This is a genomic window from uncultured Nostoc sp., assembly GCF_964247315.1.
Lineage (GTDB): Bacteria > Cyanobacteriota > Cyanobacteriia > Cyanobacteriales > Nostocaceae > Nostoc.
The window spans coordinates 37,747-61,655 of sequence record NZ_CAXTTT010000012.1; the positions used below are offsets into that span (position 1 = coordinate 37,747).

General features: G+C 38.9%; 19 protein-coding genes and 1 pseudogene. 7 read left to right on the top strand and 13 right to left on the bottom strand.

Going from position 1 to position 23,909, the window contains the following annotated elements:
* The first annotated feature begins 16 nt into the window (after positions 1 to 16).
* Positions 17 to 1,024 (top strand): LLM class flavin-dependent oxidoreductase, encoded by a 1,008-nt coding sequence (locus ACFE93_RS06015; RefSeq protein WP_375472457.1) that lies wholly within the window; start codon positions 17 to 19, stop codon positions 1,022 to 1,024.
* Positions 1,025 to 1,061: 37 nt separating this feature from the next.
* On the opposite strand, the gene ACFE93_RS06020 is transcribed toward ACFE93_RS06015, so the two are convergent.
* Positions 1,062 to 1,313 carry a DUF2817 domain-containing protein gene (locus ACFE93_RS06020; RefSeq protein ID WP_375472458.1) on the bottom strand — a complete coding sequence of 84 codons (252 nt, stop codon included), beginning with the start codon at positions 1,311 to 1,313 and terminating at the stop codon, positions 1,062 to 1,064.
* 59 nt (positions 1,314 to 1,372) lie between these two features.
* Positions 1,373 to 1,738, bottom strand: a pseudogene (locus ACFE93_RS06025) (DUF2817 domain-containing protein); the annotation flags it as partial.
* Positions 1,739 to 1,882: 144 nt separating this feature from the next.
* On the opposite strand from ACFE93_RS06025, the gene dnaN reads away from it, so the two are divergent.
* The gene (dnaN, locus tag ACFE93_RS06030) at positions 1,883 to 3,046 is read left to right on the top strand and encodes a DNA polymerase III subunit beta (protein WP_375472459.1); all 1,164 of its coding nucleotides are present in this window, start codon (positions 1,883 to 1,885) and stop codon (positions 3,044 to 3,046) included.
* A gap of 141 nt (positions 3,047 to 3,187) precedes the next feature.
* Here the strand turns inward: dnaN and ACFE93_RS06035 are convergent, their stop codons facing one another.
* The 4 genes from ACFE93_RS06035 to ACFE93_RS06050 form a co-directional block, all read right to left on the bottom strand.
* Positions 3,188 to 6,496, bottom strand: a complete 3,309-nt coding sequence (locus ACFE93_RS06035; protein WP_375472460.1) for a GAF domain-containing protein — start codon at positions 6,494 to 6,496, stop codon at positions 3,188 to 3,190.
* A 256-nt stretch (positions 6,497 to 6,752) separates the two neighbouring features.
* Positions 6,753 to 7,940, bottom strand: coding sequence for a TRC40/GET3/ArsA family transport-energizing ATPase (locus tag ACFE93_RS06040; protein ID WP_375472461.1), 1,188 nt, complete (start codon positions 7,938 to 7,940; stop codon positions 6,753 to 6,755).
* Positions 7,941 to 8,200: 260 nt separating this feature from the next.
* On the bottom strand, positions 8,201 to 8,482 hold the full coding sequence (locus ACFE93_RS06045; RefSeq protein WP_375472462.1) for a hypothetical protein: 282 nt from the start codon (positions 8,480 to 8,482) through the stop codon (positions 8,201 to 8,203).
* Between the two features lie 136 nt (positions 8,483 to 8,618).
* Positions 8,619 to 8,996 carry a hypothetical protein gene (locus tag ACFE93_RS06050; protein WP_375472463.1) on the bottom strand — a complete coding sequence of 126 codons (378 nt, stop codon included), beginning with the start codon at positions 8,994 to 8,996 and terminating at the stop codon, positions 8,619 to 8,621.
* A gap of 126 nt (positions 8,997 to 9,122) precedes the next feature.
* Between ACFE93_RS06050 and ACFE93_RS06055 the strand changes: the two genes are divergently transcribed.
* Entirely contained in the window at positions 9,123 to 9,317 is a 195-nt protein-coding gene (locus tag ACFE93_RS06055; protein ID WP_375472464.1) for a hypothetical protein, read from the top strand.
* 12 nt (positions 9,318 to 9,329) lie between these two features.
* Here ACFE93_RS06055 and ACFE93_RS06060 read toward each other — a convergent pair whose 3' ends face one another.
* From ACFE93_RS06060 to ACFE93_RS06080, 5 genes are all read right to left on the bottom strand, one after another.
* A complete protein-coding gene (locus ACFE93_RS06060) occupies positions 9,330 to 10,049 on the bottom strand; it encodes a Uma2 family endonuclease (protein WP_375472489.1) in 720 nt (239 codons plus the stop codon).
* Between the two features lie 168 nt (positions 10,050 to 10,217).
* Positions 10,218 to 10,595, bottom strand: a complete 378-nt coding sequence (locus ACFE93_RS06065) for a DUF2358 domain-containing protein (protein ID WP_375472465.1) — start codon at positions 10,593 to 10,595, stop codon at positions 10,218 to 10,220.
* A gap of 53 nt (positions 10,596 to 10,648) precedes the next feature.
* Positions 10,649 to 11,212: a hypothetical protein gene (locus tag ACFE93_RS06070; protein ID WP_375472466.1), complete on the bottom strand. Its 564-nt coding sequence runs from the start codon at positions 11,210 to 11,212 to the stop codon at positions 10,649 to 10,651.
* 155 nt (positions 11,213 to 11,367) lie between these two features.
* On the bottom strand, positions 11,368 to 12,066 hold the full coding sequence (locus tag ACFE93_RS06075) for a HupE/UreJ family protein (RefSeq protein WP_375472467.1): 699 nt from the start codon (positions 12,064 to 12,066) through the stop codon (positions 11,368 to 11,370).
* A gap of 320 nt (positions 12,067 to 12,386) precedes the next feature.
* Positions 12,387 to 13,172, bottom strand: coding sequence for a hypothetical protein (locus ACFE93_RS06080; RefSeq protein WP_375472468.1), 786 nt, complete (start codon positions 13,170 to 13,172; stop codon positions 12,387 to 12,389).
* Between the two features lie 240 nt (positions 13,173 to 13,412).
* On the opposite strand from ACFE93_RS06080, the gene ACFE93_RS06085 reads away from it, so the two are divergent.
* The 4 genes from ACFE93_RS06085 to ACFE93_RS06100 all read left to right on the top strand — a co-directional run bounded on the left by ACFE93_RS06085 (position 13,413) and on the right by ACFE93_RS06100 (position 20,440).
* A complete protein-coding gene (locus ACFE93_RS06085) occupies positions 13,413 to 14,567 on the top strand; it encodes an endonuclease/exonuclease/phosphatase family protein (protein WP_375472469.1) in 1,155 nt (384 codons plus the stop codon).
* A 773-nt stretch (positions 14,568 to 15,340) separates the two neighbouring features.
* Complete coding sequence (locus tag ACFE93_RS06090; protein ID WP_375472470.1) at positions 15,341 to 18,658, top strand: PAS domain S-box protein; 3,318 nt, start codon at positions 15,341 to 15,343, stop codon at positions 18,656 to 18,658.
* A 233-nt stretch (positions 18,659 to 18,891) separates the two neighbouring features.
* Positions 18,892 to 19,125, top strand: a complete 234-nt coding sequence (locus ACFE93_RS06095) for a hypothetical protein (RefSeq protein ID WP_375472471.1) — start codon at positions 18,892 to 18,894, stop codon at positions 19,123 to 19,125.
* Positions 19,126 to 19,348: 223 nt separating this feature from the next.
* The gene (locus ACFE93_RS06100) at positions 19,349 to 20,440 is read left to right on the top strand and encodes a response regulator (RefSeq protein ID WP_375472472.1); all 1,092 of its coding nucleotides are present in this window, start codon (positions 19,349 to 19,351) and stop codon (positions 20,438 to 20,440) included.
* 124 nt (positions 20,441 to 20,564) lie between these two features.
* Here ACFE93_RS06100 and ACFE93_RS06105 read toward each other — a convergent pair whose 3' ends face one another.
* Entirely contained in the window at positions 20,565 to 21,869 is a 1,305-nt protein-coding gene (locus ACFE93_RS06105; protein ID WP_375472473.1) for a dihydroorotase, read from the bottom strand.
* 266 nt (positions 21,870 to 22,135) lie between these two features.
* Positions 22,136 to 23,488 (bottom strand): histidine phosphatase family protein, encoded by a 1,353-nt coding sequence (locus ACFE93_RS06110; protein WP_375472474.1) that lies wholly within the window; start codon positions 23,486 to 23,488, stop codon positions 22,136 to 22,138.
* Positions 23,489 to 23,909 lie beyond the last annotated feature (421 nt).

Genomic DNA, 23,909 nt, shown 5'->3' on the forward strand with positions numbered 1-23,909 from the left:
AATAAGAACACTTGTTATGAAAACCGGACTTTTCTGCAATTACGAAAATCATCACCAAGATGCTCGTCGTGCCATCGAGGAGCAAGTTGCGTTGGTAAAACGTGCAGAAAGCTTGGATTTTGAAGAAGCTTGGGTAACAGAGCATCATTTTAACGATTTCAGTGTTAGCCCAGCGACTTTAATGTTGATGGCACACTTAGCAGGCGTAACTGTCAAAATCCGATTAGGTTCAGCAGCATTATTGCTGGCATTTCATAACCCGATCGCTATTGCTGAAAGCATTGCTACACTGGATAATCTATGCAACGGGCGACTTTCCATTGGAATTGCAAAGGGTGGGCCGTTCCCCGAACAAAACAAGCACTTTGGCACTCCCATGAGTGAATCTCGCTCTAAAACTCTAGAGGCAATGGCATTGATTCATAAACTACTATATGATACTAACGTGTCATTTAGCGGTAAATACTATCAGTGCGAAGGAGTGACTATTTATCCAAAACCTTTGCAGAAACCGATTTCAGTATATGTAGCAACCAGCGATGATGAAGCGCTCAAGTTTACCGCAATTAATTCCCTTGGCTTAATGGGAGGAGCGCCGTTTTCTCTGGATACTCTTAAGAGCAATGTTACTAAATATCGTGCGATTAATTCCAGTGGTTGCGATCGGTTGATGCTAGCGCGGTTCTTTTTTGTTGCTCGCACAAATGAAGAAGCAGTAAGTGAGGCATTGCCTTTTCTTCGCACTTTTAGCCAAAGAATGAAAGCTTTTAAAGATAGAGCCAAAAGTTGTGGTAATGACAGTAAAAATCTGATACCGATTAGCGATCAAAAAAGCTCTTTTGATGAAGACTATTTGCTGGAAAACTCAATTATTGGTGATGTAATTACCTGTCGTGACAAAATCAAACGATTTCAGGATGAACTTAATTTAGAGACTTTAGCACTCAATCCTTGCTCGTTAAACCTGCAAAAAAAACTAGAAAGTTTGACATTTTATAACCAGGAAGTGCAAAGTTACGTCTGAAGAGACTGCGATCGCTAATTATTTAATGGTCTTAATTCTAATCGTTTAACATTACACAAGCTTGTTTATAAACTGTTATTGCATATAATAAAACATGATTACGCCATGTGAGATCGGAGGGCGAAAAGACCTCTAGTAATCGCTGCTTAGAGGGGGCAAACAAGTTTCTTTGTGCATAGTGATGCAGTCGATTCTCGTTGCGTAACGCAGCCAAAACACGAAGCATATTATAAGTGCCAAACTCGCACGTAATCCCGTCGTAGCGGACACCCCAAAGGCGTTGAGCCAAAGCGCGGGTAAAGCCACCACGGACAAGGTAGCCACCTTTGCGATCCGATCATCGTAACGGCTTTTCAACCTAGAGCCAAACGCACACTGCGCTTGTGCAACTTGCTCTGGATTAGACTCTCCTTCAAATAGCAAAGATATCTCGCCAAACTTACCGAGACCACTGTGCAGGTCAACGTGTACAATTCTTTCTCGGTGACTCAACGTTTTGTCGAGAAATAATAATAGTCGAGACAACCCAAGCTGTAACGATTTACCACCAAAGAATAAACCTTGGGGATATTCATATTGCCTAGTCACCACAGCATTTTTCACGTTCTCGTAACCATATTGAAGCACTGCTCCTATAACTTGCAATAAAAAGAAATCTCTTGTTGGTGGCGAAGGTGGATTCAGCAGAGGATCGAGGAGACTATAAGTGGGATGTGCGCCTTGATACTCCTTAAACGAGTTTTCTACCCTTAAGCAACTTCGTCAGCGATGCCTACGCCTACGTACTAACTAAAAAACAGCGATCGCATACTGAACAATAAGGGTGTTAGGATATTTTTCACCAGCTGAATCTGACTTATGAAATTAGTTTGCTCCCAAAGCGATCTTAGTACAAACCTCTCACTCGTTAGTCGTGCAGTACCTTCACGACCAACTCATCCAGTACTTGCCAATGTGCTGTTACAAGCGGATGCTGAAACTAACCAAGTAAGCTTAACAGCCTTCGATCTCAGCTTAGGAATCCGCACCAGCTTTAACGCAGAGGTATGGGAAAGTGGTGCGATCGCACTTCCTGCTAAATTACTTTTAGACATCACTTCTCGTCTTCCAGAAGGTGAAATCACTCTCGATGATGAATCAGCCTTGACAGGTGCAACATCTGCTGGAGAAGGTTTAATTGTCACACTCACACCCAAGAGTGGACATTACCAAGTCCGAGCAATGGGGCCGGAAGAATTTCCCGAACTCCCTGTAATTGAAAATACAGAAGTAATTCATCTCACCACCACTGCATTAATTGAGGGATTACGCGGTTCATTGTTTGCTACCAGTGCTGATGAAACCAAACAAGTACTCACCGGTGTGCATTTAACAGTTAAACAAGATACTCTAGAATTTGCAGCTACCGACGGACATCGCCTTGCAGTCGTAGAAACTAGCAACGAGCGTCCTCTAGAAGGAACCAGTCAACTAGAAGTAACAGTACCAGCTAGAGCATTACGCGAACTCCAACGAATGCTAGCTCATAGCGCCTCATCAGATGAACCTGTAGCTTTATATTTCGATCGAGGTCAAGTTGTGTTTGCATGGCAAAATCAACACTTGACTAGTCGCACATTAGAAGGGCAATATCCTGCTTATCGACAATTAATTCCGCGCCAATTTGAGCGACAAGTAACAATTGAACGGCGACAATTTGTTAGCACTTTGGAGCGGATTGCTGTGTTAGCCGATCAAAAAAATAATATTGTCAAGCTCAGTATTGATAGCGAAGCTCAAGAAATTACCTTATCTTGTGAAGCTCAAGATGTAGGCAATGGTAGAGAGTCAATGCCAGCACAAATTTCTGGTGAAAATATTGAAATTGCTTTTAACATTAAATATTTGATGGAAGGCTTAAAAGAGTTACCATCTACCGAAATTCAAATGCATTTAAATCAAAGCCTAACTCCAGTAATTTTTACACCATTAGGTAGTTTGAAAATGACCTATTTAGCTATGCCTGTGCAACTTAGAAGTTAGAGGTGATTTATCAACTAAAAATCTAATTACTGTAAGATTAAATGTTATTTAATCCTGATTTAGATCCCCAACTTCTTCAAAAAGTTGGAGATCGGCAATATGCTTCAGTTAAAGGTAAAAGTCTTTGCCAATGACAAATGACTAATGACTAATTTGTTTAATCGGAATTTCAATCCAAAATTCTGTACCTAACCCCGACTGAGAATCACATCTAAACACACCACCATGTTTATCTACGACAATCTGGTAACTAATTGACAACCCTAAGCCAGTGCCTTTTCCCACTGGCTTAGTTGTAAAAAATGGATCGCAAATTCTTACTTTCAGGGATTCGGGTATTCCTGGGCCATTGTCTGCAATGCGAATTACTACGCTTTTGATATTACCTTCAAGCTCTCCAAGGGCAGTACGGATAGTAATTTGATTGCTATGAGGTTTTAATTGAGATTTCGTGTAATCTTCTAAAGCATCGATCGCATTGCTTAAAACATTCATAAATACCTGATTTAGCGGGCCAGCATAGCACTCTACTAAAGGAAGGTTACTATATTCTTTGACTACTTTAATTGCTGGACTTTCCGGTTGTGCTTTCAAGCGATGCTGCAAAATTAGTAAGGTGCTATCAATGCCCTCATGAATATCAACTGGTTTTTTTTCTGCCTCGTCAAGGCGAGAGAAGTTCCGTAAACCCAAGACAATCTGCCGGATGCGATCGACCCCAATTTTCATGGAAGATAGAGTTTTGGGCAAATCTTCTATGATAAATTCTAAGTCGATCTCGAAGGCGCGATCGCTAATCTCACTACTAGGGTTGGGAGTATTTTGGAAATAGAGGTCTAGGATACTGAGTAAATCTTGGGTGTAATCATTGACATGATTGATGTTGCCATAAATGAAGTTTACGGGGTTATTAATTTCGTGAGCAACACCAGCTACTAGTTGACCTAATGAGGACATTTTCTCAGTTTGGATCAGTTGGGTTTGAGTTTGCTTTAAATCATGCAAAGCTTGAGCTAGCTTTTGGGTCTGCTCTTTGGTTTGATTATGTAATTGAGCTTGTTGGAGTGCAACCCCAAGTTGATTGGCAATTTGAGTAATAAATTTAATTTCTGAGGCTTCCCAATGGCGGGGTGCCGAATTCTGGTAAGCTGCTAGCAAGCCCCATAGCTGTTGCCCGATAAATATAGGTGCGATCGCATAAGCTCTTGCCTGAATTTGCTCTAAAGCCGTAACATGGCATTGAGAGTGGCCAACTTCATATATGTCATCGACTACAAAGGTTTCATTGTGACGATATCGCCCACCTTGGGTTTCCTGTAAATAGCTATCTTGCCAAACTGTATTGGTATCAGAACTTACTAGCTTTAACCAGTTATCACCCACAAACTCGGCGATATATTCACCACTCCAATCAGCCTCGAAGCGGTAGACTGCAACTCGATCTGCTTGTAATGATTTACAAATTTCTTGGGTGGTTGTCTGAAAAATCGCATCTAAATCGAGAGATTCCCTAACTTTCGCCACAACTTCAAACAATACCCGTTGTTGTTCTGTTGCTTGTTGCAAATCTAATGTCTGTTGTTGTGTCTGAGATAGTAAATCAGCTTGCTGGAGTGCTACGCCCATTTGGGCGGCAATCTGACTGAGAAAGTTAACTTCAGAAGTTTTCCATTGCCGGGGGCCAGTGTGTTGATAAGTTGCTAGTAAACCCCAAAGTTTTTGCCCAACAAAAATTGGCGCAAGCACAAAAGCATGAATTTGAAACTGCTCTAGATTGTCGATATGACACTGAGCAAACCCCATATTGTAGATGTCATCAACTGCAAATGTTTCATTGTGGCGATAACGTCCTCCTTGTGTGTCTTGTAAGTAAGTGTCATTCCAAATTGTATTAATACCTAGTTCGGACTCATTCGACCAATATGGACTAGCAGCCTCGAAATCTCCGACAAATTCACCACCCCAATTAGAATCGAAACGATAAACAGAAACGCGATCGGCTTTGATTAATTGACTAACTTCTTTAGTAGTGGTTTGAAAAATCGTATTTGTATCCAGAGATTCCCGAATTTCGGCAATAACTTTAAACACAGCCTGTTCTTGTTCAGCTGTCCGTTGTAACTCAATTGTGCGTCTTTTAACTTGTTTTTCTAAATTTTCATTGAAGACTTGTATTTGTTGGTATAATTCATACTGCTGAATTGCAGAAGCAAAGTGTTTACTCAGGTTTCTAGCCAGTTCAATTTCTTCAACCGTCCATTTTTGAGCTTGTGCTTTTTTAGATTCGCGCCAAACCTCAAAGGATCGCCGGGGATACTGTTGCCTTTGATCGCTGTCATACTGCCCCGCCCATAGAGTTTCTGTATCTATTTCGTCGCGGAAAATACTTAAGTAGCCCAGTAACTGCTGACGATACTGGAGTGGGATCATCAACACGCTGCGAATTTTAGTTGGTTGAAAAGCAATTTGCAAAGTTCGCAAGCCAGGAGTGTTATATATATCTGAAATCGCCCAAACATCGTATTTACTAGACTTGTAGTGTTCTTGCCAGATACTATACTGTTCTATGAGTGGATATATAGTTTGTTCTGGCATTACAGGTTGCTCTCCACAGATATAAAGCTTGATACAAGTATTTCCTGGTATTAAGCATTCTGTTAAGCTAGTGACGTTGCCGTTGTGGAAATCAAAAGCTTCATTTCTAATGCAAAGCCTGCCACCAACACCATTAAAGGCAGCAACACCCTCTTCTAGGGCTGGCTGTAATACAATTGTTGGTAGTGAATGTAGTAGCGTAGCAATGCGATTAACGATCGCTTCTCGTTCGGCTGTTTTGCGGACTTGAGTGAGCAGGGTACTTTGAGCGATCGCCATTGATACCTGCTCGACTACCATTTGTATTGCTTCTAGTTCATATTCTGAAATCAAACGCGCTTCAGAGTTATGAGACACTAGCAGCCCCCAAAGTTGATCTTGATAGAGAATAGGCGCTACTACAGAAGATTTTACCCCCATTGCCGTCAAATATTCAATATGGCAGGGATCTACAGTGCGGTAATGGATCTCCTCTGATATAGTTTCTCCATTATCCAAGTCATGCAAGTGAATTTGACCAATTTCCTTAGTATCAACGTTTATAACAGAACGCACCCGTGATTTAATAAATAGTTCACGAGCGGTGGGTGGAATATCATCAGCAGGGAAATTCAATCCTAGTAGTGATGGCAAACGATTTTCGTAAATTGACTCAGCAATCACTTGACCACTACCATCGGGATGAAATTTGTAAATCATCACTCGGTCAGTTTTTAATAGCGATCGCACCTCTACCGTTGTGACTGTGATAATTTCTTCCAACTCTAAGCTTCGTCGGATACGGTTTGTAATGCGGCGTAGTAAACTTTCTTCATGGCGACATAAGGGCAAATCTTGTTCAGGATTATAGGTCATTGCTTATAGAAAAATAAATTAATATTTTGAAAATTGACATAATTAAATCTAAAAACATTTTGAATTTTTTTTCATCAATTTGTCTTCAGTAAAACTACGGTCAAATTACTAGTGAAAATATTTATTTGCCTTTTATAAAAATTTATAAAAAAATCATAAAAACAGACGCTAAAATAATTGCGTCTGTAGTAGCTACAAGAGAAAGTTCTTGCTTTTCAGTTTTAACTTTTTGTTGACAGAGGAACGTTCAATCAAATTAAACTCTTGTATTGTCAGCAAAGCGGATTTTTAGATAGTCATCCTCCATCTTTGCTCCGCCTGGTTGTAGTGCTGCTAAAGCTTGTGGCAAAACTAAGTTACGACGATGGTTGCCAATAGTAATGTTTAATTCGTCTCCAGTTTTACTGAGTTGAACTTGGTCTTTAGGAATACCAGGTAAGTAAAGTTCTAAGCTGTATTGGTTTTCCTCTTGTACTACTCTAAGAGTTGTTTCTTTGTAATAAACCTGAGTCGGATCTTCATCTTTATAAAGAGTTTCTTTCAGGCGTTCTAATGAAGCTAATCCACACATTTCCTCAGAAAATAGGGGAACCTCTTTCACAGGCAAAGGGTGAAAATCATCATGAATTTCTTGACGATATTGCTCCTGACTTTCTTTCCAACGTTGGAAAAATGGATCTTGAACTTCATTGGGAATAATCCGATTAGCCACAACTAAATCTGTTGCAACATTATACAAACTCAGATAAGCATGGGCGCGGAGTGACTCTTTAATCACCATTTTTTCGGGATTAGTGACAAGACGCACTGAGGTTTGAGTATTATCTGTTAATACTTTTTCCAGAGCTTCAATTTGTTCATAAAACTCATAAGGTGCATCCATTACCTCTTTATCAGGTAGCGAAAAACCAGCAATTGGTCTAAAAAAAGGTTCAACCAAGGGTCGAAGTGCCACCGAGATGTTTTGAAATGGTTTGTAAAAACGGCGCATATACCAGCCACCGACTTCAGGTAAACTCAACAAGCGGAGTGCTGTGCCGGTGGGGGCTGAGTCGATAATTAAGACATCAAACTCACCTTCATCGTAATGGCGTTTCATCCTTACCAAGCCAAAAATCTCATCCATGCCTGGTAAAATTGCCAATTCTTCCGCTTGTACGCCATCTAAACCCCTTGCCTGTAAAACTTGGGTAATATAACGTTTCACAGCACCCCAGTTTCCCTCCAGTTCTTGCAGCGCATCCAGTTCAGCACCCCACAGATTTGGGCGAATTTTTCGGGGTGTATGTCCCATTTCCATGTCAAAACTGTCTGCTAGGGAGTGGGCGGGATCTGTACTTAAAACCAATGTCTGATAGCCGAGTTCTGCACAACGGAGTCCAGTTGCAGCAGCGACGGAAGTTTTGCCCACACCGCCTTTACCAGTCATCAAAATTACACGCATAGATGCTTCTGTCCTGCCTGAGGATTTTTTACATTTATTTACATTATCGACTGTTTAAGGAAAATAAATGTTGTTTCAATATGTATAGCAATCCTAAATGAGTCGTGAAAAATATAGATAAGGAAACGAACCGCCAACTCTTGGAGAGGCTGACGCCAACGCGCAGCGTCTCGTTAAAGAAGGACGCAAAGGGAAGAAAGAAGAAAGAGATATAGAATTTTCATGATTTAGGACTGCTATATAAAAATTATTACCAGTATTTACCCTAACTCATCTGTTGGGTTTTGCTGCAATAGCCGATCGAGTTTAGTTTCCAATGCTGAGAGTTTTTTAAGAATTGTGGGGCGATCGCCATCAAGAGAAATTAGTAAATTGGTTATTCTCTCTTGTATGTTTGTTAATTGTGTTACTGCATTCTGGATTTGAAGCATTCCTTCTCGGAGTTCTTGGCGTTCCTGACGTGCGTCCGCCATTTCATCTAACATAGCTTGGACTGTTTTAGCATTACTCTCAAGTAAATGTTTGAGTTCTTTATCAGTCATTGCGATCGCGCTTTCGAGTTGAGTTTATTATTCACTCTAAAGTATTGGGGGATTTTGTTTCAATCCCCCGTAGATCAGCACAACTGTGCTACCCTGCACTATTGTTTAATTACCTAAAAATTGCGATAAAGGCTGTTTACTGGCTCAACATGGCAAAAGCTTGCTCAACAAGCATCTTAGCCTTGTGCAAGTTCAACAGTTTTTCCTGTTCAAATCTATCTGGGTAAGCCATTTTCCTACCTTCCAGCGTTAGCCGAATCAGTGCTATTTGCTCATCTGTAGGTGAACCCATCTCATCTATCGCTGCGCCAATATACTGAAAAGTCGTGAAAGTGGGAGGCTTTAACCCTCTTCCCTCGTGCATCTGATGTAGGGCTAGTTGTGGGAATACCATCAGAGAAGTGATGTAAGAAACTTTGTATCCTGGGTTTCCTGTCGGCTTGATACCGTAGCGTCGGCATAAGTCGCGTAACTCTAAGATGGTTTTGATTTCAAGTTCGGAACGCGTGAACATAAAATAGAAGTGTCTCGTTTCTAATGGGATATTTAGTGGGTATCTAGTTTCTCAGGCGAAATACCCACTAATAAATCATTATTCAATATGTATATCAATTAATCCAGATATATTAAGTAACGTAAAGTGTCTAAAGATAATCGTGGAAATCCAGAAATTAAAAATCATGGTTTTAAAACTGACAGAGATAAACCATTGACTGAATACATACACTTGCGAGTCACTAAGGAAATGAAGGAAGAGGTAAAAGCTAAAGACGATCCTCCAGAATTTTGCCGTCGTGCTATTCAAAAAGCACTAGATGAAGAGAAAGAAAAGTAGTGCTTATTTTTCCTACTCTAACTCTTCTGGATTAACCCCCAATTCCTTCAATCTAGCCTTCAGTTCTTCTACTTGCTGGTGTGCTATTTCAGTTTCTCGTTCTGCTGCTTGTGCCCTTTCTTCTGGAGTCGCTACCAACTGATTATCTACGTTAAAAAACCGTAATTTTGACTCATACACTCCCAAAAATAATTCTAACTGCTGACTCCACAGCCACCCTTGAGCATTTGGTTCCAAAGGTTGATATTTACCACCTACTAAACGAAATCCTTGAAACTCCAAAGTATTGGGGTGAAACCAAAAATATTCCGGCGTGCGAAAAGTCTCCTGGTAAAGTTCAAACTTCAGACCTTTATCAACCTTGGCAGTACTGTTAGAAAGTAATTCAATAATCGCATTCGGATACTTTCCTTGTTCTGCCCATAATACCCAACTTTTGCGGGGGCGATTTTCACAATCCTTGACGACAAAAAAATCTGGGCCTCTAAAGTCTCGCGTGGTAATCTGTTCTGGGCTAAAATAAATCGTTAAATTTCCAGTAGCATAAAAATCAGTACGCTGACGCCACCACCATTTCAGACACGCCAACAGTAGTTCAATTTGCTCGCGATGTAGATCGCTTTCCAAAGGAGGCTCATCACTCCATAAATCACTAGGGGGAATGATAATATCTTCTGCTTCTGTATGTATAGTTAATTCACCAGGGATTTCAGGATTTTTGGCAGCCGTCACGTCGCTTTGCTCCGAATTCAAAATTCAAAATTCAAAATTAACAATCCCCATAAGGAAATTTACTTGCTCTGTATCCTTTTATTTCTCGTTCATAAAGATTAATGGCTTTTGTTGTTACGTTTAGTGTAATAGCAATCATCTGTTCAGATATATCAATTATTAACTTTTTCAAGAGGAAAAATGCTGTTTCACTACATCTAGGCGTGAACAGTTCCAATAATCGATATGAGAGACAATCAAACCATCAGAGTTAAGACCTAATTCACTCCAACCAGGAATAGAAATCCGTGGCTTCCAGGGGAGAGGAGTATTCCAACTTAGTGTCCACTCAGTTTTTATTGTGTCTCCTAAACGTTGAATATTATGTAAGTCCATCTTGGGATCTAAAAAGCAAGTTTGGATAAAATTAATCATTGCTTTGTAACGTTTAACACCACGAAATTTATTCAGTGGGTCTTGAAAATAAACGTTTGGAGTGTAAATGCTGTAAGTTTGATTGACTGGGAATCTTTGATAGTCTTCTTTGAGGATTTCAATGATATCCATGATAGATAAATATATCTGTAAATTGGTTTAATATGGAAACTGAAAAATGGAAATTAACCCTCATTCCATAAACGTTCTAACTGACGCCGCCAAGCAGTTAGGACTTCTTCTCGCCCTTGTGAAGTTTGATTCATTTCGCCCATCATTCCTTCGGCATAAAAGCGATCTAAGCTTTGCATAGTAGCTTGCAGAGATTGTCCTTGCTGTTTTGCTGCCTGAATAATTTGTCGGATGCGGCTTTTAACTAGTTGATTAAAGACATTATCTAATTTAGCCTGATGGAGAGATAAAAGCCGGTTGATTGCATTGGACAAATCTGCACTCACTAAAGTTCCACTGTGATGTTGAAATACCCCCCAAATTACCCTTTCATACAAAGCGTAACGTACTTCCTGAGTGTCATCAAAGTTGGCTTCTAGGAACTGTTCTAAAAATGGTTGGGCTTCTTGAATGGGCAGAATAGGCAGTAAAACTCGCAGCCAAGTATTATCTTCGGAAAGCAGCACCAACAGCCGAAAAGTAGGAGTGTCTACTTGCCACGAGCCAGGAGCAGTCGTAGCAATAGCCGATGTGTCAAATAATTCTGTGAGCGTAGCCGCAATTTCTTCAGGTGTCATAACTTTTTATTTATATATATAGCCTCTAGATTAGCGCAGAGGTGCATCAACTTATTCACGAGAATGCTTGCTTGTCCAGTCTGAAAACGCAGCAGTGGGGGCGCACAGCTAGATGTACGCCCCCACAAATGATCCACCGAATTGAAATATCTGATTTAAATAAGCGAATTGCTCAAAAACACAATACCGATCGCACAAAAAGCGAAGCCAGCAAGGCTGATTTTCCAGGGTAAAATTCGGTTTATTTCTCCCATACCCATCGCAACACCAATTTCTCTAGCACTCATGGCAACGGTAAACAGAGTTAAGGTAATACCTAGTATATAGGCAATTACTGGTATTATTCCGGCCGCAACAATAGATTCAGCATTAGCGTAACCCTGAAATAAACCAGCACTGATGCCCACTAGAGCAAACACCAGAAAGTTTAGTTGATTTGGCATCATCAGCATAGTACCAAAAACAATGGTATAAATGGCGATGGCTGCGCCAACGCTTTCAGCGATCGCTATTTCTGTCCCTGGTAAATTTAGCTGAAATATATGAATTACAATGCCTAAAACTGTTGCGAAGATAAAACATCCAGCGATCGCAGCGCCACGAACAAATACAGATGAGAGTAAGCCAATAGCAACAATACCAACTAAACAATTCAAGCTAATTACTGGATCTGCCAATCCCCAGAGAAAAGCTTCCCAGCCGTTAGAGATGCTATGCTCAACTGATATACCACTCAATGAACTGAGTAAGCTAATTAAAATTAAAGCTGCGATCGCTCCAACATGGCGATCCATGAACTTTGAGGTATTAAGTTCCCCCCAAGTATGGGATTGTGATAATTTAGTCTTGAACATCGCTAGATACCAAATTAGTTTTTAGGTAATTTATACTACCCGCCTACCCCAAAAAACTAACGTGATAATTACGCTATATTGTACTAACTTCATAAAGTTATGTAAAGCCACAGTGGTAGAAAAAGTTATCTCATAAGCAAGTAGCGATCGGGCTATTGATGTTGAGATTCAAGGTGCGATCGCTCGCTAATCAAGAATCGATTCTAAAATAAAAAAATATTTTTATAAAACTGCTTCCATAATTTGAATAATTAACAATTACTTTATTTGCGATCGCATTATGTTAAAGCAGTATATATGTGTAGCACTGTTTTTACTTTTTAATTTTCGTTAATTGATTCTGACTCCTGAATACTAACTTCTGAATTATTTATGACGATATGCTCAACTAAATTTTGAATGATTTGGGCATCTGTTTCACTTAAACTTTCCAACTCAATTCTGTTATTTACTTGTAGGGTACTAGAATCGCTACTATATATACGACGACTCAAGCCGATGGGACTATTCTCATAAAATGTTGTATAGAATACACACGCTGCAACATACGATCCAATCGGACTAGGGTGGCTTCGATCTGAGCTGTAAAGGTTTAATTTCACATTCGCTTCTTGAACTTTTTGCCAAGCAATTCCCACAGGTGCAACTTTAGCATTGAGTTCTTTAGCAATGCTCATGTAAGCATCAGTCAATATCTGCTGCGTTTCTGGTAGATTTTGTTTTGCCCAAGTCAAATAAAACACTGTTTGGGAATTAACTCGTTTAATTTCGGCATCAAACAGACTAGCGTACTTGTACATTTCCTTGGGATTGGTAATTGGTAAAGTACTTTGCTCTTGCAGTACTACGTAATTCCAGCGTTTCGCTTTCAAAAGCCTGAGTGCTTCACCACGTTTCCAGTGGTTTTTAAGTGTAGCTCCACCAATCACAACCATTTCAGTTTCTAATTTTTTAGGTTCTTTCGCCGAAGCAGCCAACTGTTGTGTCAACCAAAGAAGATCGTTGAAATAGGTATAGCTGTTGCCAATAAATAAAACTCTGATTGCCTGCTGTTCACCTACTGGGAAGGAATTTGCCTGAATCTGCCTTCCTAACGTCTTAAACAAGACAATTATCAGAAAGAAGAATAAACATACATATACTATGTTGGTGTTGCTCATCATCCCTGAAATCTTTGCAGTATAATTTAATTCTTGGATGGGATTTTTTTGGAAATAGTTCTGACTTTTGATGAGTATATGAAAGTTTTCCCAACAAATTGCAAACTTTACCCAACCTAAAACTTTTCTTAACTGAACTGTATTAATAAGAAGACTAATCTAGAAAGTACTTCATTAGAAGAGACAATGAAATTTATCAAATTGCTACTACTTAGTATTACTTTTATCTTCTTTGGATGGATTAATCCACTACAAGCTAGTTCAATAGCTCAATTCCCAACTCCTTTACCTGTAGTTGCAGAACGTGAAACAACATCTCTGAAAAATTCACAGGATGTATTGACTGTTGCAACCTTTAATGTTGAGAATTTAGACCCGAAAGATCGACGCTTTGATAATATTGCCAAAATTATTGGCAATAATTTGAACGCACCAGATGTCATTAGTTTAATTGAAATTCAGGATAACAACGGCCCAACCAATGATAACGTTGTTAATGCAAATCAGACTTACCAAAAACTGATTGATGCGCTCAAAAATGTTGGTAGTCCAGCATACGAGTTTGTTGATATTCCACCCACTGACGATCGAGATGGTGGAGAACCTGGAGGCAATATTCGTGTCGGTTTATTGTTTAAACCCAGCCGGATAACTCTAGCAAAAGCGCCCAGAAGAGGCGGTTCATTAGATGCTGTGACTATAACTCAAAGTACAAATGGTCTCGATCTCTCGCTCAACCCAGGTCGGATTGACCCCACGAATGCTGCTTTCGATGAAAGCCGTAAGCCACTTGCAGCAGAATTTATTTTTAACGACCAAAAAGTGTTTATTATTGCGAATCACTTTGTTTCCAAACTTGGAGGTTCTCCCAGTGATGTAAAACGAGTCAAACAAGCCGAAATCGTGAATGAATTCGTGGCGCAACTACTACAAATCGATCCACAAGCCAAAGTAATTGTATTGGGTGATTTAAACGATTTACCAGATTCCCTAACTCTGAAGACCTTGAAGGGTAACATTCTTGAGAATCTAACAGATCGTTTACCTGTTGGCGATCGCTTTAGTTTTAAATTCAGGGGAAATCCTCAACTTATTGACCATTTGTTAGTCAGTGAAAATCTTTCCCGTGTTGCTCAACCAGAAATTGACATTGTGCATGTTAATGTTGGCTTTAGTAAGCCTGTCAGCGACCACGATCCTGTAATTGCAGCGTTTACATTACCTACTAATCAGTCCACCTCTGATACCATCCCTCCGGTTGTCCAGCCAATTCCCACTCCCATAAGTGATTCTGCGATTATATTCCCTACAATTCGGATAATTATCTTCAATAGTAATTGAACCGGAATGTGCCTTGATCGCCATTTTGCAGAAAGCCAATCCTAAACCAATTTGCGAAACTTCTGGTATCGCAATACTTCTTGGTTAAGGAGAAGGGAAAAGGAAACCTTTAACCGTTACCCTTTACCCAAAACCTGATTCGGAATTAAAAATGCCTAACCGAGAAGTATTGTCTTATGTATTATCTTCAGTTAGTTCTATAATTTCATCTTCAAATGCCAATCCTACATCAATTCCCTGGATTGACAATAAGTTTGACTGTCAATATAGTAGTAGAACCTAGCAGGATAACAAGTGTTGAGATTATGAACATAATCCGATGTTTTAAAGTTTAGTCCTTTGCTCAAACTTTATTTTTTACTTAGTTCTAATTACTTTGATTACGGTTAAGCTGCATCTACTTTAAAAATCGTTGGTAAGAATTCAGGAGTCAGAATTCAGGATTCAGAATAGTTAAAGAATCAAAAGAACATTTGATGAATAAATATACTAATTATTCTAGATTCCTTGTAAATTCTGACTCCTGACTGCTGGGTGCTGAATCCTTACAACCGTTGTTTTTTGAAATCAAGAAAAAGCTCAGAACTCAAGCCATGAACAAATAATATACTTCTACTAAAAAGCCAGTTTTTACAATAAATGAGATTTATTAAAAATAATCTAAAGTTTTTATAAAAATATAAAAAAATTAATCATAGAAAATACTGATGCTTTTTAATTAATTATGAGCAAAAATATTATTTACTTCTTTATTAAAGATAATTTTATACAGAATGTTCATTAACTCTCTCATCTCTGATAATTTACAACAGACTATCATTCGTCATCCACTCATTGTTAACTCTGAGATTACGCTTCCAGATGTGATTGCACTAATCAATGAGGCATCAGGTAATCATTATAGCTTGTCAATAAAAGATAGCAATTATTTGACCAAATCAAGTAAAGATATAGCTAGCAACACATCTCAAGCTACCAGTTGTGTTTTAGTTATAGAAAACTCACAGTTGGTGGGAATAATTACGCAACGAGATTTAATTAAGCTGACAGCACAAGGTAAAAATTTAGAGGGTATCAGTGTTGCCCAAGTAATGACCAGAGAGTTAATAACATTGAAGTTAAAAGATTTTAAAGATGTTTTTACTGCGTTACATTTGCTAAGGCAAAATCGGATTTGCCATCTGCCTATTATTGGGGATCGAGGAGAATTGATTGGATTGGTAACTCCTACCAGTTTGCTGGCAGTTTCTATTCTACAAGCCGAACTTTACAATCATACACGAGTCAAACTTGTAGAACGCCAAAAAATAGAGGCAGAATTGCGATTGGAGCGTAATTTTGTTTCTACCGTTTTGAATTTAGCAGACGCTCTAGTTATAGTACTAGATTTTCAGGGGAAAATTGTTCGCTTTAATCATACTTGCGAGCAAGCTACGGGTTACGCATTTGATGAAGTTAAAGGAAGATTTGTTTGGGATGTGCTGCTGTTACCTGAAATCACACAATGTATCAAAGATATTTTTCAAAATTTAGCTAAAAGAGAATTTCCTCAACGTTACGAAACTTCTTTAGTTACTAAAGATAGGGATCGCCGCTTAATTTCTTGGTCAAACAAAGTCTTACTTAATCGGGATAATCAAGTTGATTATATCGTCTGTACAGGCATTGACATTACTGAAAGCCGGAAAGCACAAGAGGAACTCCAACAGACTCGCAACTTTTTACAGTCGATGATTAATAATCTGCCTATAGCCGTCTTTGTTAAAGATGCCAAACCAGAAAGTTTTGGGACAGTCAAGCTATGGAATCATACCTGCGAAAATATTTTTGGTATTACAGCAGAGCAGGCTATTGGCAAAACAGATTACGAATTTTTCCCGAAAGAACAAGCAGACTTTTTCTGCCAAAAAGACCTAGAAAGTTTTGCTAGCGGTTTACCTCAAGATATTTCTGAAGAACCTATTGACAGTCCTAGTTTTGGTAGAAGAATTTTACACACGACTAAAATTCCTTTGTATGACAAAAACCAACAACCCGAATACCTATTGTGTATTTCTGAGGATATTACAGAATATAAACGAGCAGAAAAAAATCTGCAACAAGCAAAAGAGCAATTACAAACGGTTTTAGATGCAGTACCTGGGTTTGTTTCTTGGGTAAATGATGATGGATATTATTTAGGGGTTAATCGCCATTTAGCTGAAAGTTTTAACTTGACTCCCGATGCTTTTGTTGGTCAAGAATTGGGCTTTATGGAAAACAGCCCACAATTTACAGAATTTATGCATGAATTTTTAAATAGGCAAGATATAGCAGATTCTAAGGTTATTGATGTTAAAATTAATAGTAAAACATGCAATTATTTGCTCGTAGCTCAAAAATATCAACAAAACACAGCCGCCGTTGCAATTGGAATCGATATTACAAAACGCAAACAAGCTGAAATAGCCTTACAAAGTTTGATAGAAAGTACAGCTTCTACGACTGGACGTGACTTTTTCCCAGCATTAGTTGAGCATATTTCTTCTACTTTAGATGTCCGTAACACCTTAGTAAGTGAGTTAATTGATGGGCAAGCCCACACTTTAGGATTTTGGTCTGATGGGCAGTTACAACCGAATATTTGCTATGACCCAAAATCAACTCTATGTGAAATTTTGCTTGAGCAAGGATTTTACCACTGTAGTTCAAGAATTCAGCAGTTATTTCCTAATGCTAAAAGATTAGCTGCTATGGAAGCTGAAAGTTCTATGGGAGTTATTTTAAGTGATGATTTTGGTCAACCAATTGGCTCACTATGCATAGTAGATGACAAACCCATACCCGATCAACATAAATTTGAAGGAATTCTCAAAGTATTTGCAGCCAGAGCATCTGCTGAACTGCAAAGGCAACGAGCGCAAGAAGCTCTACAAAAACTCAATCAAGATTTAGAAGTCAGGGTTAAGCAACGCACTTTAGACTTACAACAAAGTGAGGCAGAACTTAGAGCTATTTTTAATCAAGCAGCTGTGGGAATTAAACTAGAAACTTTAGATGGTCATTTTCTTAAAGCTAATCAAAAGTTGTGTGAAATTTTAGGCTATAGCCAAGAAGAAATATTAAAGAAAAACTTTAGAGATATCACACATTCAGAGGATATAGAAATCCATCTAAATCATCTGCAAAAATTAATAGCAGGAAAGGTTGAAACATTCTCAATTGAGAAGCGCTATTTACATAAAAATGCTGATGTAATTTGGACAAATATAACGGTTTCGCTAATTCGAGATCCGATTGGTAAACCCATTTATGTGATCGGTGTAGTTAAAGATATACGCGAACGCAAACAAGCTGAAGAAAATATTTGTAAAGCTTTAGCAAAAGAAAAAGAACTCAGTGAATTGAAATCTCGCTTCATTTCTATGACCTCCCACGAGTTCCGAACTCCTTTAGCTGTGATTGCTTCCTCTGCTGGAATCTTAAAAAGTTTTAGCCATAAACTAGATGAACAACAAAAACATAAACATCTCCAGTGCATTCAGACTTATGTTCAACACACTACTCAACTATTAGATGATATTTTGCTAATTAATAAGGCTGAAGCTGGAAAATTGGCATTTGAACCAACTTATATTAATTTGATTAATTTCTGTCGTTCTTTGGTAGAGGAAATTCAACTCAGTTCTCCCAAACATACCCTAGCTTTTTCTCCCCAGTACTTGGGTAATTCCTCAACACACGATCATTTTATGGCTTATATAGACAAGAAACTTTTGCGACAAATTCTGAGCAATTTGCTTTCAAACGCTGTTAAATACTCACCAGATGGTAGCAATGTTCAAATTGATTTATTAGTTCGAGATGAAAGCGCAGTTTTTATGATTCAAGATGAGGGTATTGGTATTTTACCAGAGGAGCAACAGAAATTATTTGAAGCATTTTACCGAGCTAGTAATGTTGGTAATATGCCAGGAACTGGATTAGGTTTGGCAATAGTCAATAATTGTATAGAGCTTCATAGAGGAAGAATTACCTTTGCTAGCCAGATCAGAGCCGGTACGACATTTAGGGTAGAACTACCACTAATTATAAGTGACTTCCTCAATTGAAAATATCTTATGTGTTATTAGTAAATAGTTTTAGGAAACAATAAACTGCGAGATATTGTTTAAAATCTAATGTAAATTCCCAAGTAGTAAGCTGAATAATTAATTCTAGCAACTGCATTTACTGTGGCTATAGATATCACAAAAACTGCATTATTCAACACCTAGCATAAATATGCAACAAGGTTTTACAAAAACTTTTACAATACTTAGGCAACCCCCTTTCTAATATCAATATGGCAATTTATATGCTGAAAAAAGCTCAATCAGATGTTGAGTGCGATCGCAACTTGAGTATCCTACAACAAGAATATGCTAGAGAAATCATGTTTTTGAATGAAATGAAGAACTTACAAACACTACTAACCCCAGAAAATGCCAAAGTTCTGCAAAATTTTAATTTGCTTAACTATAGCAAATACTATAGTTTTACAAAAAACATATTTAAATATTTCAGCGTTTGTACTTAGGGCATAAATAGGATTATACGGTATTATTGACAATTAATTTTTATTGTTTAGCAAGATCAGCTTTCTATGGATATACCGTTTATTAAGCAACTGAAGTATATCCAAATCTTGTTTACTAAGGTTATTACCTTTGAAAACGTATCTCACTAGGTCGGAAATTGCTATAGCATATCATGCTAGACCAATAAAATAAAACTGATATTTTTATTTTTAATAATCATAGATGAACACAATTTTAATCATAGAAGACGAACCCCAAGTAAGAGGAAACATTCAAGAAATTTTACAACTTTCTGATTTTGAAACTTTGATAGCTGCAAATGGTAAGATTGGATTAGAAATTGCTCAATCAAAATTACCAGATTTAATTATCTGTGACATTATGATGCCTGAATTAGACGGCTATAGCGTGCTGTCTGCTTTACGCCAAAATGAAGCAACTATCAATATTCCTTTAATATTTGTTACTGCAAAATCAGAGCGTTCAGATTTTCGTCAGGGAATGGATTTTGGGGCTGATGATTATTTGACTAAACCATTTACTCCTGAAGAACTACTCAATGCGATCGCTTCTCGTCTTCATAAACACGCTTTGGTTGAGCGCCAAGCTCAAGCCAAACTAGACGAACTCAGAATGAATATTGCTCACTCATTACCTCACGAACTGAATACACCTTTAAATGGTATTCTTGGTATGTCACAGTTGTTAATAGAAAGTTGTGGCATCATACCTGACTCTGAAGAAGTCGAAATTGCGGAATTAATTTACAGATCCGCCAATCGCTTGAATGCACTCGTTCAAAGGTTTTTATTATATAGTAATCTGGAATTGATAACTAAAAGTCCCGAAAAAACTCGTCAAATCAAAGAAAAAAAAGATAGATGTTTTACTGGAAAAATTATTAGTGAAGTCGCTCTCAAAAAAGCTACAGAAAACTGTAGAAAAAAAGATTTAAAGCTCGATATCCAAGAATCTCCAGTACAATTACCACAAGAAAATTTGAGTATTCTTATTGAAGAATTAGTGGAGAATTCTTTTAAATTTTCTTTACCGAACAGCGAAATTAAAGTTATGAGTAAGATAGAAAGTAATAAATTTAATTTATATGTAATTGATAATGGCAAAGGGATGACAATAGAAGAGATTAATAAAATTGGAGCTTTTGTACAATTTAATCGAAAGTTATGGGAACAACAAGGCTCTGGCTTAGGGCTGGCAATTGTTCAGCATATAGTTAAATTATATAGTGGTGAATTTACAATTGCTAGCATTCCTGAAAAAGGAACTACTATAAGTGTTAGTTTGCCTTGCTAGGGGATGCTTACAAATATAACTACAGTAAAATATAAATTTACAAAATAGTAATTCAGAGGGTAAGGGAAATCTATCTTAATCTTTTAGGGGATGAGTTATATTCTGTAGTTTTAAGTATGCTTTTTCAACACCAAGTTTGCACAACATGACCCTTCAACTTTTGTCCTAACCAAGGTGTATTTTGTGAAAGTGTATAGAGACTTTTACGTTCGACTTTCCAGGTTTGCTGGGGATCGAATAAAGTAAGTTCTGCTGGTTGATGAGGTACGATCGCACTTACTTTTTGCCCCAAACACTCTGCTGGATTGGTACTCAATGCCCGCCATAATTCTAAAGCTGTAAATTCCTCAGTTTCAACGAGATATTGCCACAGCAAAGGTAATGCTAGCTCTAAACCAATTGCCCCAGCGGGTGCTTCGGCAAAGGCTTGGACTTTTTCTTCGTAGCTGTAGGGTGTATGATCGATAGCGATCACATCGATTACACCTGCACGTACCCCTGCACGCAATGCCGCCACATCACTGGGATTGCCTAAAGGCGGATCTAAATGCAAGCTGGTGTGATAACTCTTAACTGCTTTTGTATCAAGTAAAAGGTGCATCCAGGTGGTGCTGGCGGTAATGGGTAAACCAGCCGCTTTCGCTGAAGCAATTAATTCCACGCTGCGATCTGTAGAGACACGCATTATATGGACTGGTGTGCCGATGGCTGCAACCAATTCAAGCATGGCTGCGATCGCAGTAGTTTCAGCGCTGGCGGGTATTGGGGGTAAACCAAAACGGAGAGCATCTGTCCCTTCTCTCATGACACCATTGGCTGTTAACTGGCGATCGCTAGGCCAAAATGCTACTGGTTTGCCCAACGGCTGGAGATACTCTAACACTCTCTGCACCAGCGCCAAATTTTCTAAAGGCTTACCATCAGTAAAACCCACAACTCCAGCAGACGCTAAATCTGCCAATTCCGTCATCTGCTTTCCAGCAACATCTACGGTGATAGCACCCCATAGATGGAGCAAAGGAGCAGGGGAGCAGGGGAGCAGGGGAGATAAACTCTTCTCTGTTCCTCGGCTCCTGTGCACCTCTGCCCTCTTCTGCTGCAACTGTGCCACAAGTGCAGGGTTATCAATAACTGGGGATGTATCAGGTAAAATGCTAACTCTGGTAAAGCCGCCAGCAGCAGCAGCTTGTAAGAAAGACAAAAGGGTTTCCCGTTCTTCAAAGCCAGGTTCACCAGAGTGGCTGTACAAATCTACTAACCCAGGGCCGAGAACTAATCCCTGACAATCTCTGATTTGAGTATCGGAATTGATGTTAGAAATGTGCGAAGCCACTTCTCGGATATAACCATCAGTGATCAGCACATCAAAGAGTTCGTCGATTTCAGAAACTGGGTCAATCACTCGTACTTTTTGCAGCAGTTCAGTCATAAAAGTTTTTAGTTATGAGTTAGGAGTTTAAGTAGGTAGGCATAATTAAACATAAAGTAAAATCCTAGTTCGTAGTGAGCAATTCATCGCTCAAAGCAAGAATTATTAAGACTAAAGTCCTTAAATATCTTTAATTTTGAATTTTGAATTTTGAATTGTTAATTACGTCTAGCTACTTATGAGTTATTTGTTCTTCAGCCATTGCTTCTAACTTTATTCCTCACTCCTAACTCCTCACTCAGCACTCAGCACTCCTCACTCAGCACTCACAATGCCCCCGCTGCTGTTTTATCTAGTACGCCTCCACCCAAGTGAGTGGTGATGTTCATCGCTTGCAGTACTGGTAAACCATCGATGCCAGCAGTGTAGTCGACAACACTGACTGCACCATTACCCTGACGAAAACTCCAGAAATTTTCCAGCGATAAACCCAGAATGTGACAAAGCAAGGTTTTATTAGTGGCGTCATGAGCTACTACTAATACAGTTTTGAATTGATTATTTGATGCTGCTTGCAGAATTGATTGCCAAGCTGCAACACTGCGCTCCCACACCTGTTGCAAATTCTCCCCTTCAGGCATTTGCACTTGCGTTGGTATCATCCGCCATCGCTGCAATTCTCCCGGAAACTCTTGCTCTATCTCTGTTTCTAATTTTCCTTCCCAGAGACCATGACTGATTTCTCTTAAACCATCTTGCAATTCTAACTTTACATTAGGATGTTGTTTTAAAATAATCTCTGCTGTTTCTTTAGGGCGCAGCATTGTGCTACTGCAAGCATTATCAATTGCTACTTCTTGGAGAAATTTGCTTGCTTTTTGTGACTGTTGTCTACCGTTATCGTTGAGAGGGACATCAATTTGCCCTTGAAACCTGGTTTGGCGGTTCCAGTCGGTTTCACCGTGACGCACTAGTAACAATCGTACTCCTTGATGATCCGGTCGCAATGAAGGTAGAGTTTCTCCGATGTGTTGCGTCTGATTTAAAGATTCTAGCTGGACTGGTTCGCCCAATCCTCCAGCAAAATTTAATACGGTGATGCCACAGTTAGATTGCTGTATCGAGTGGTAGCGATTGGGAGGGATTCCTAGCGCTGTGCTAATCAGGGCGCGATTAATTCCGTTATGTCCCACGATGAGAATAGTTTCGCCTTGATGTTGGGACAAAATTTCTTGCCAAAACTGCCGTGCTTGTTCGTATAAAGCAAGAACGGGAAAATATTCTCTTGTTCCTTCTGCATCATTAAGCAGCATCCGCAGTTTGTCGGGGTGTTGATGCCAAGTGCGGTAATCTTCAGCAAATTTTTGCTTAACTTCAGCAGTCAGCAATCCTTCCCATAAAGGCAGGTCAATTTCTAGCAGCAAATCAGAAACTTGGAGTACATCAGATTGTTTAGCCTGAGTAGCTAACTCATTATGGATAATATCTGCTGTGTGTTTTGCTCGTTGTAAGGGACTGCTGTAAATCGTATTAAATAAGATATTGCTGAGGGCTTTGCCTACTTTACTGGCATCGTTACGACCTTTTTCGGTTAATGTTGACGCATCAGTGCGTCCTTGGATACGCCGCTCGGTGTTATAACCGCTTTGACCGTGGCGCACAATGATGACACGAGTCATCTCAAAGCCCTCCTCTATCTTGACGATTAATTTTACTGCAAAACGATTGCATAATTATCGACTCAGGAAGGCGGATTGAGTCAGGTGCAAAACTTTATTTTGCTAGAGGAGGCAGTACGATCGGCTAAAACTGCCGTTGTCTGAACAATGTTTTCTAATAAAGCTATTTTGATTTAAGTAAAAATATTCCCTTGAATACTATTACAGATAACAGTGACAAAGTACTAGGTACAATTTAGGAATTATGTCTAGTACAGCTTGGCAAAAGTAAGCAGACCATTAAAAGCTACGAAAATTCGGCAGACTGCAAGGCTTAAAAATGGTATGTGTATTTACGCCGCATGGTACTAGTACCGCAAGGTGGAAGTCAAAAGTCACGCATAATTGTATTTCGGGCTTTTACACCATTTGAAATGGTATG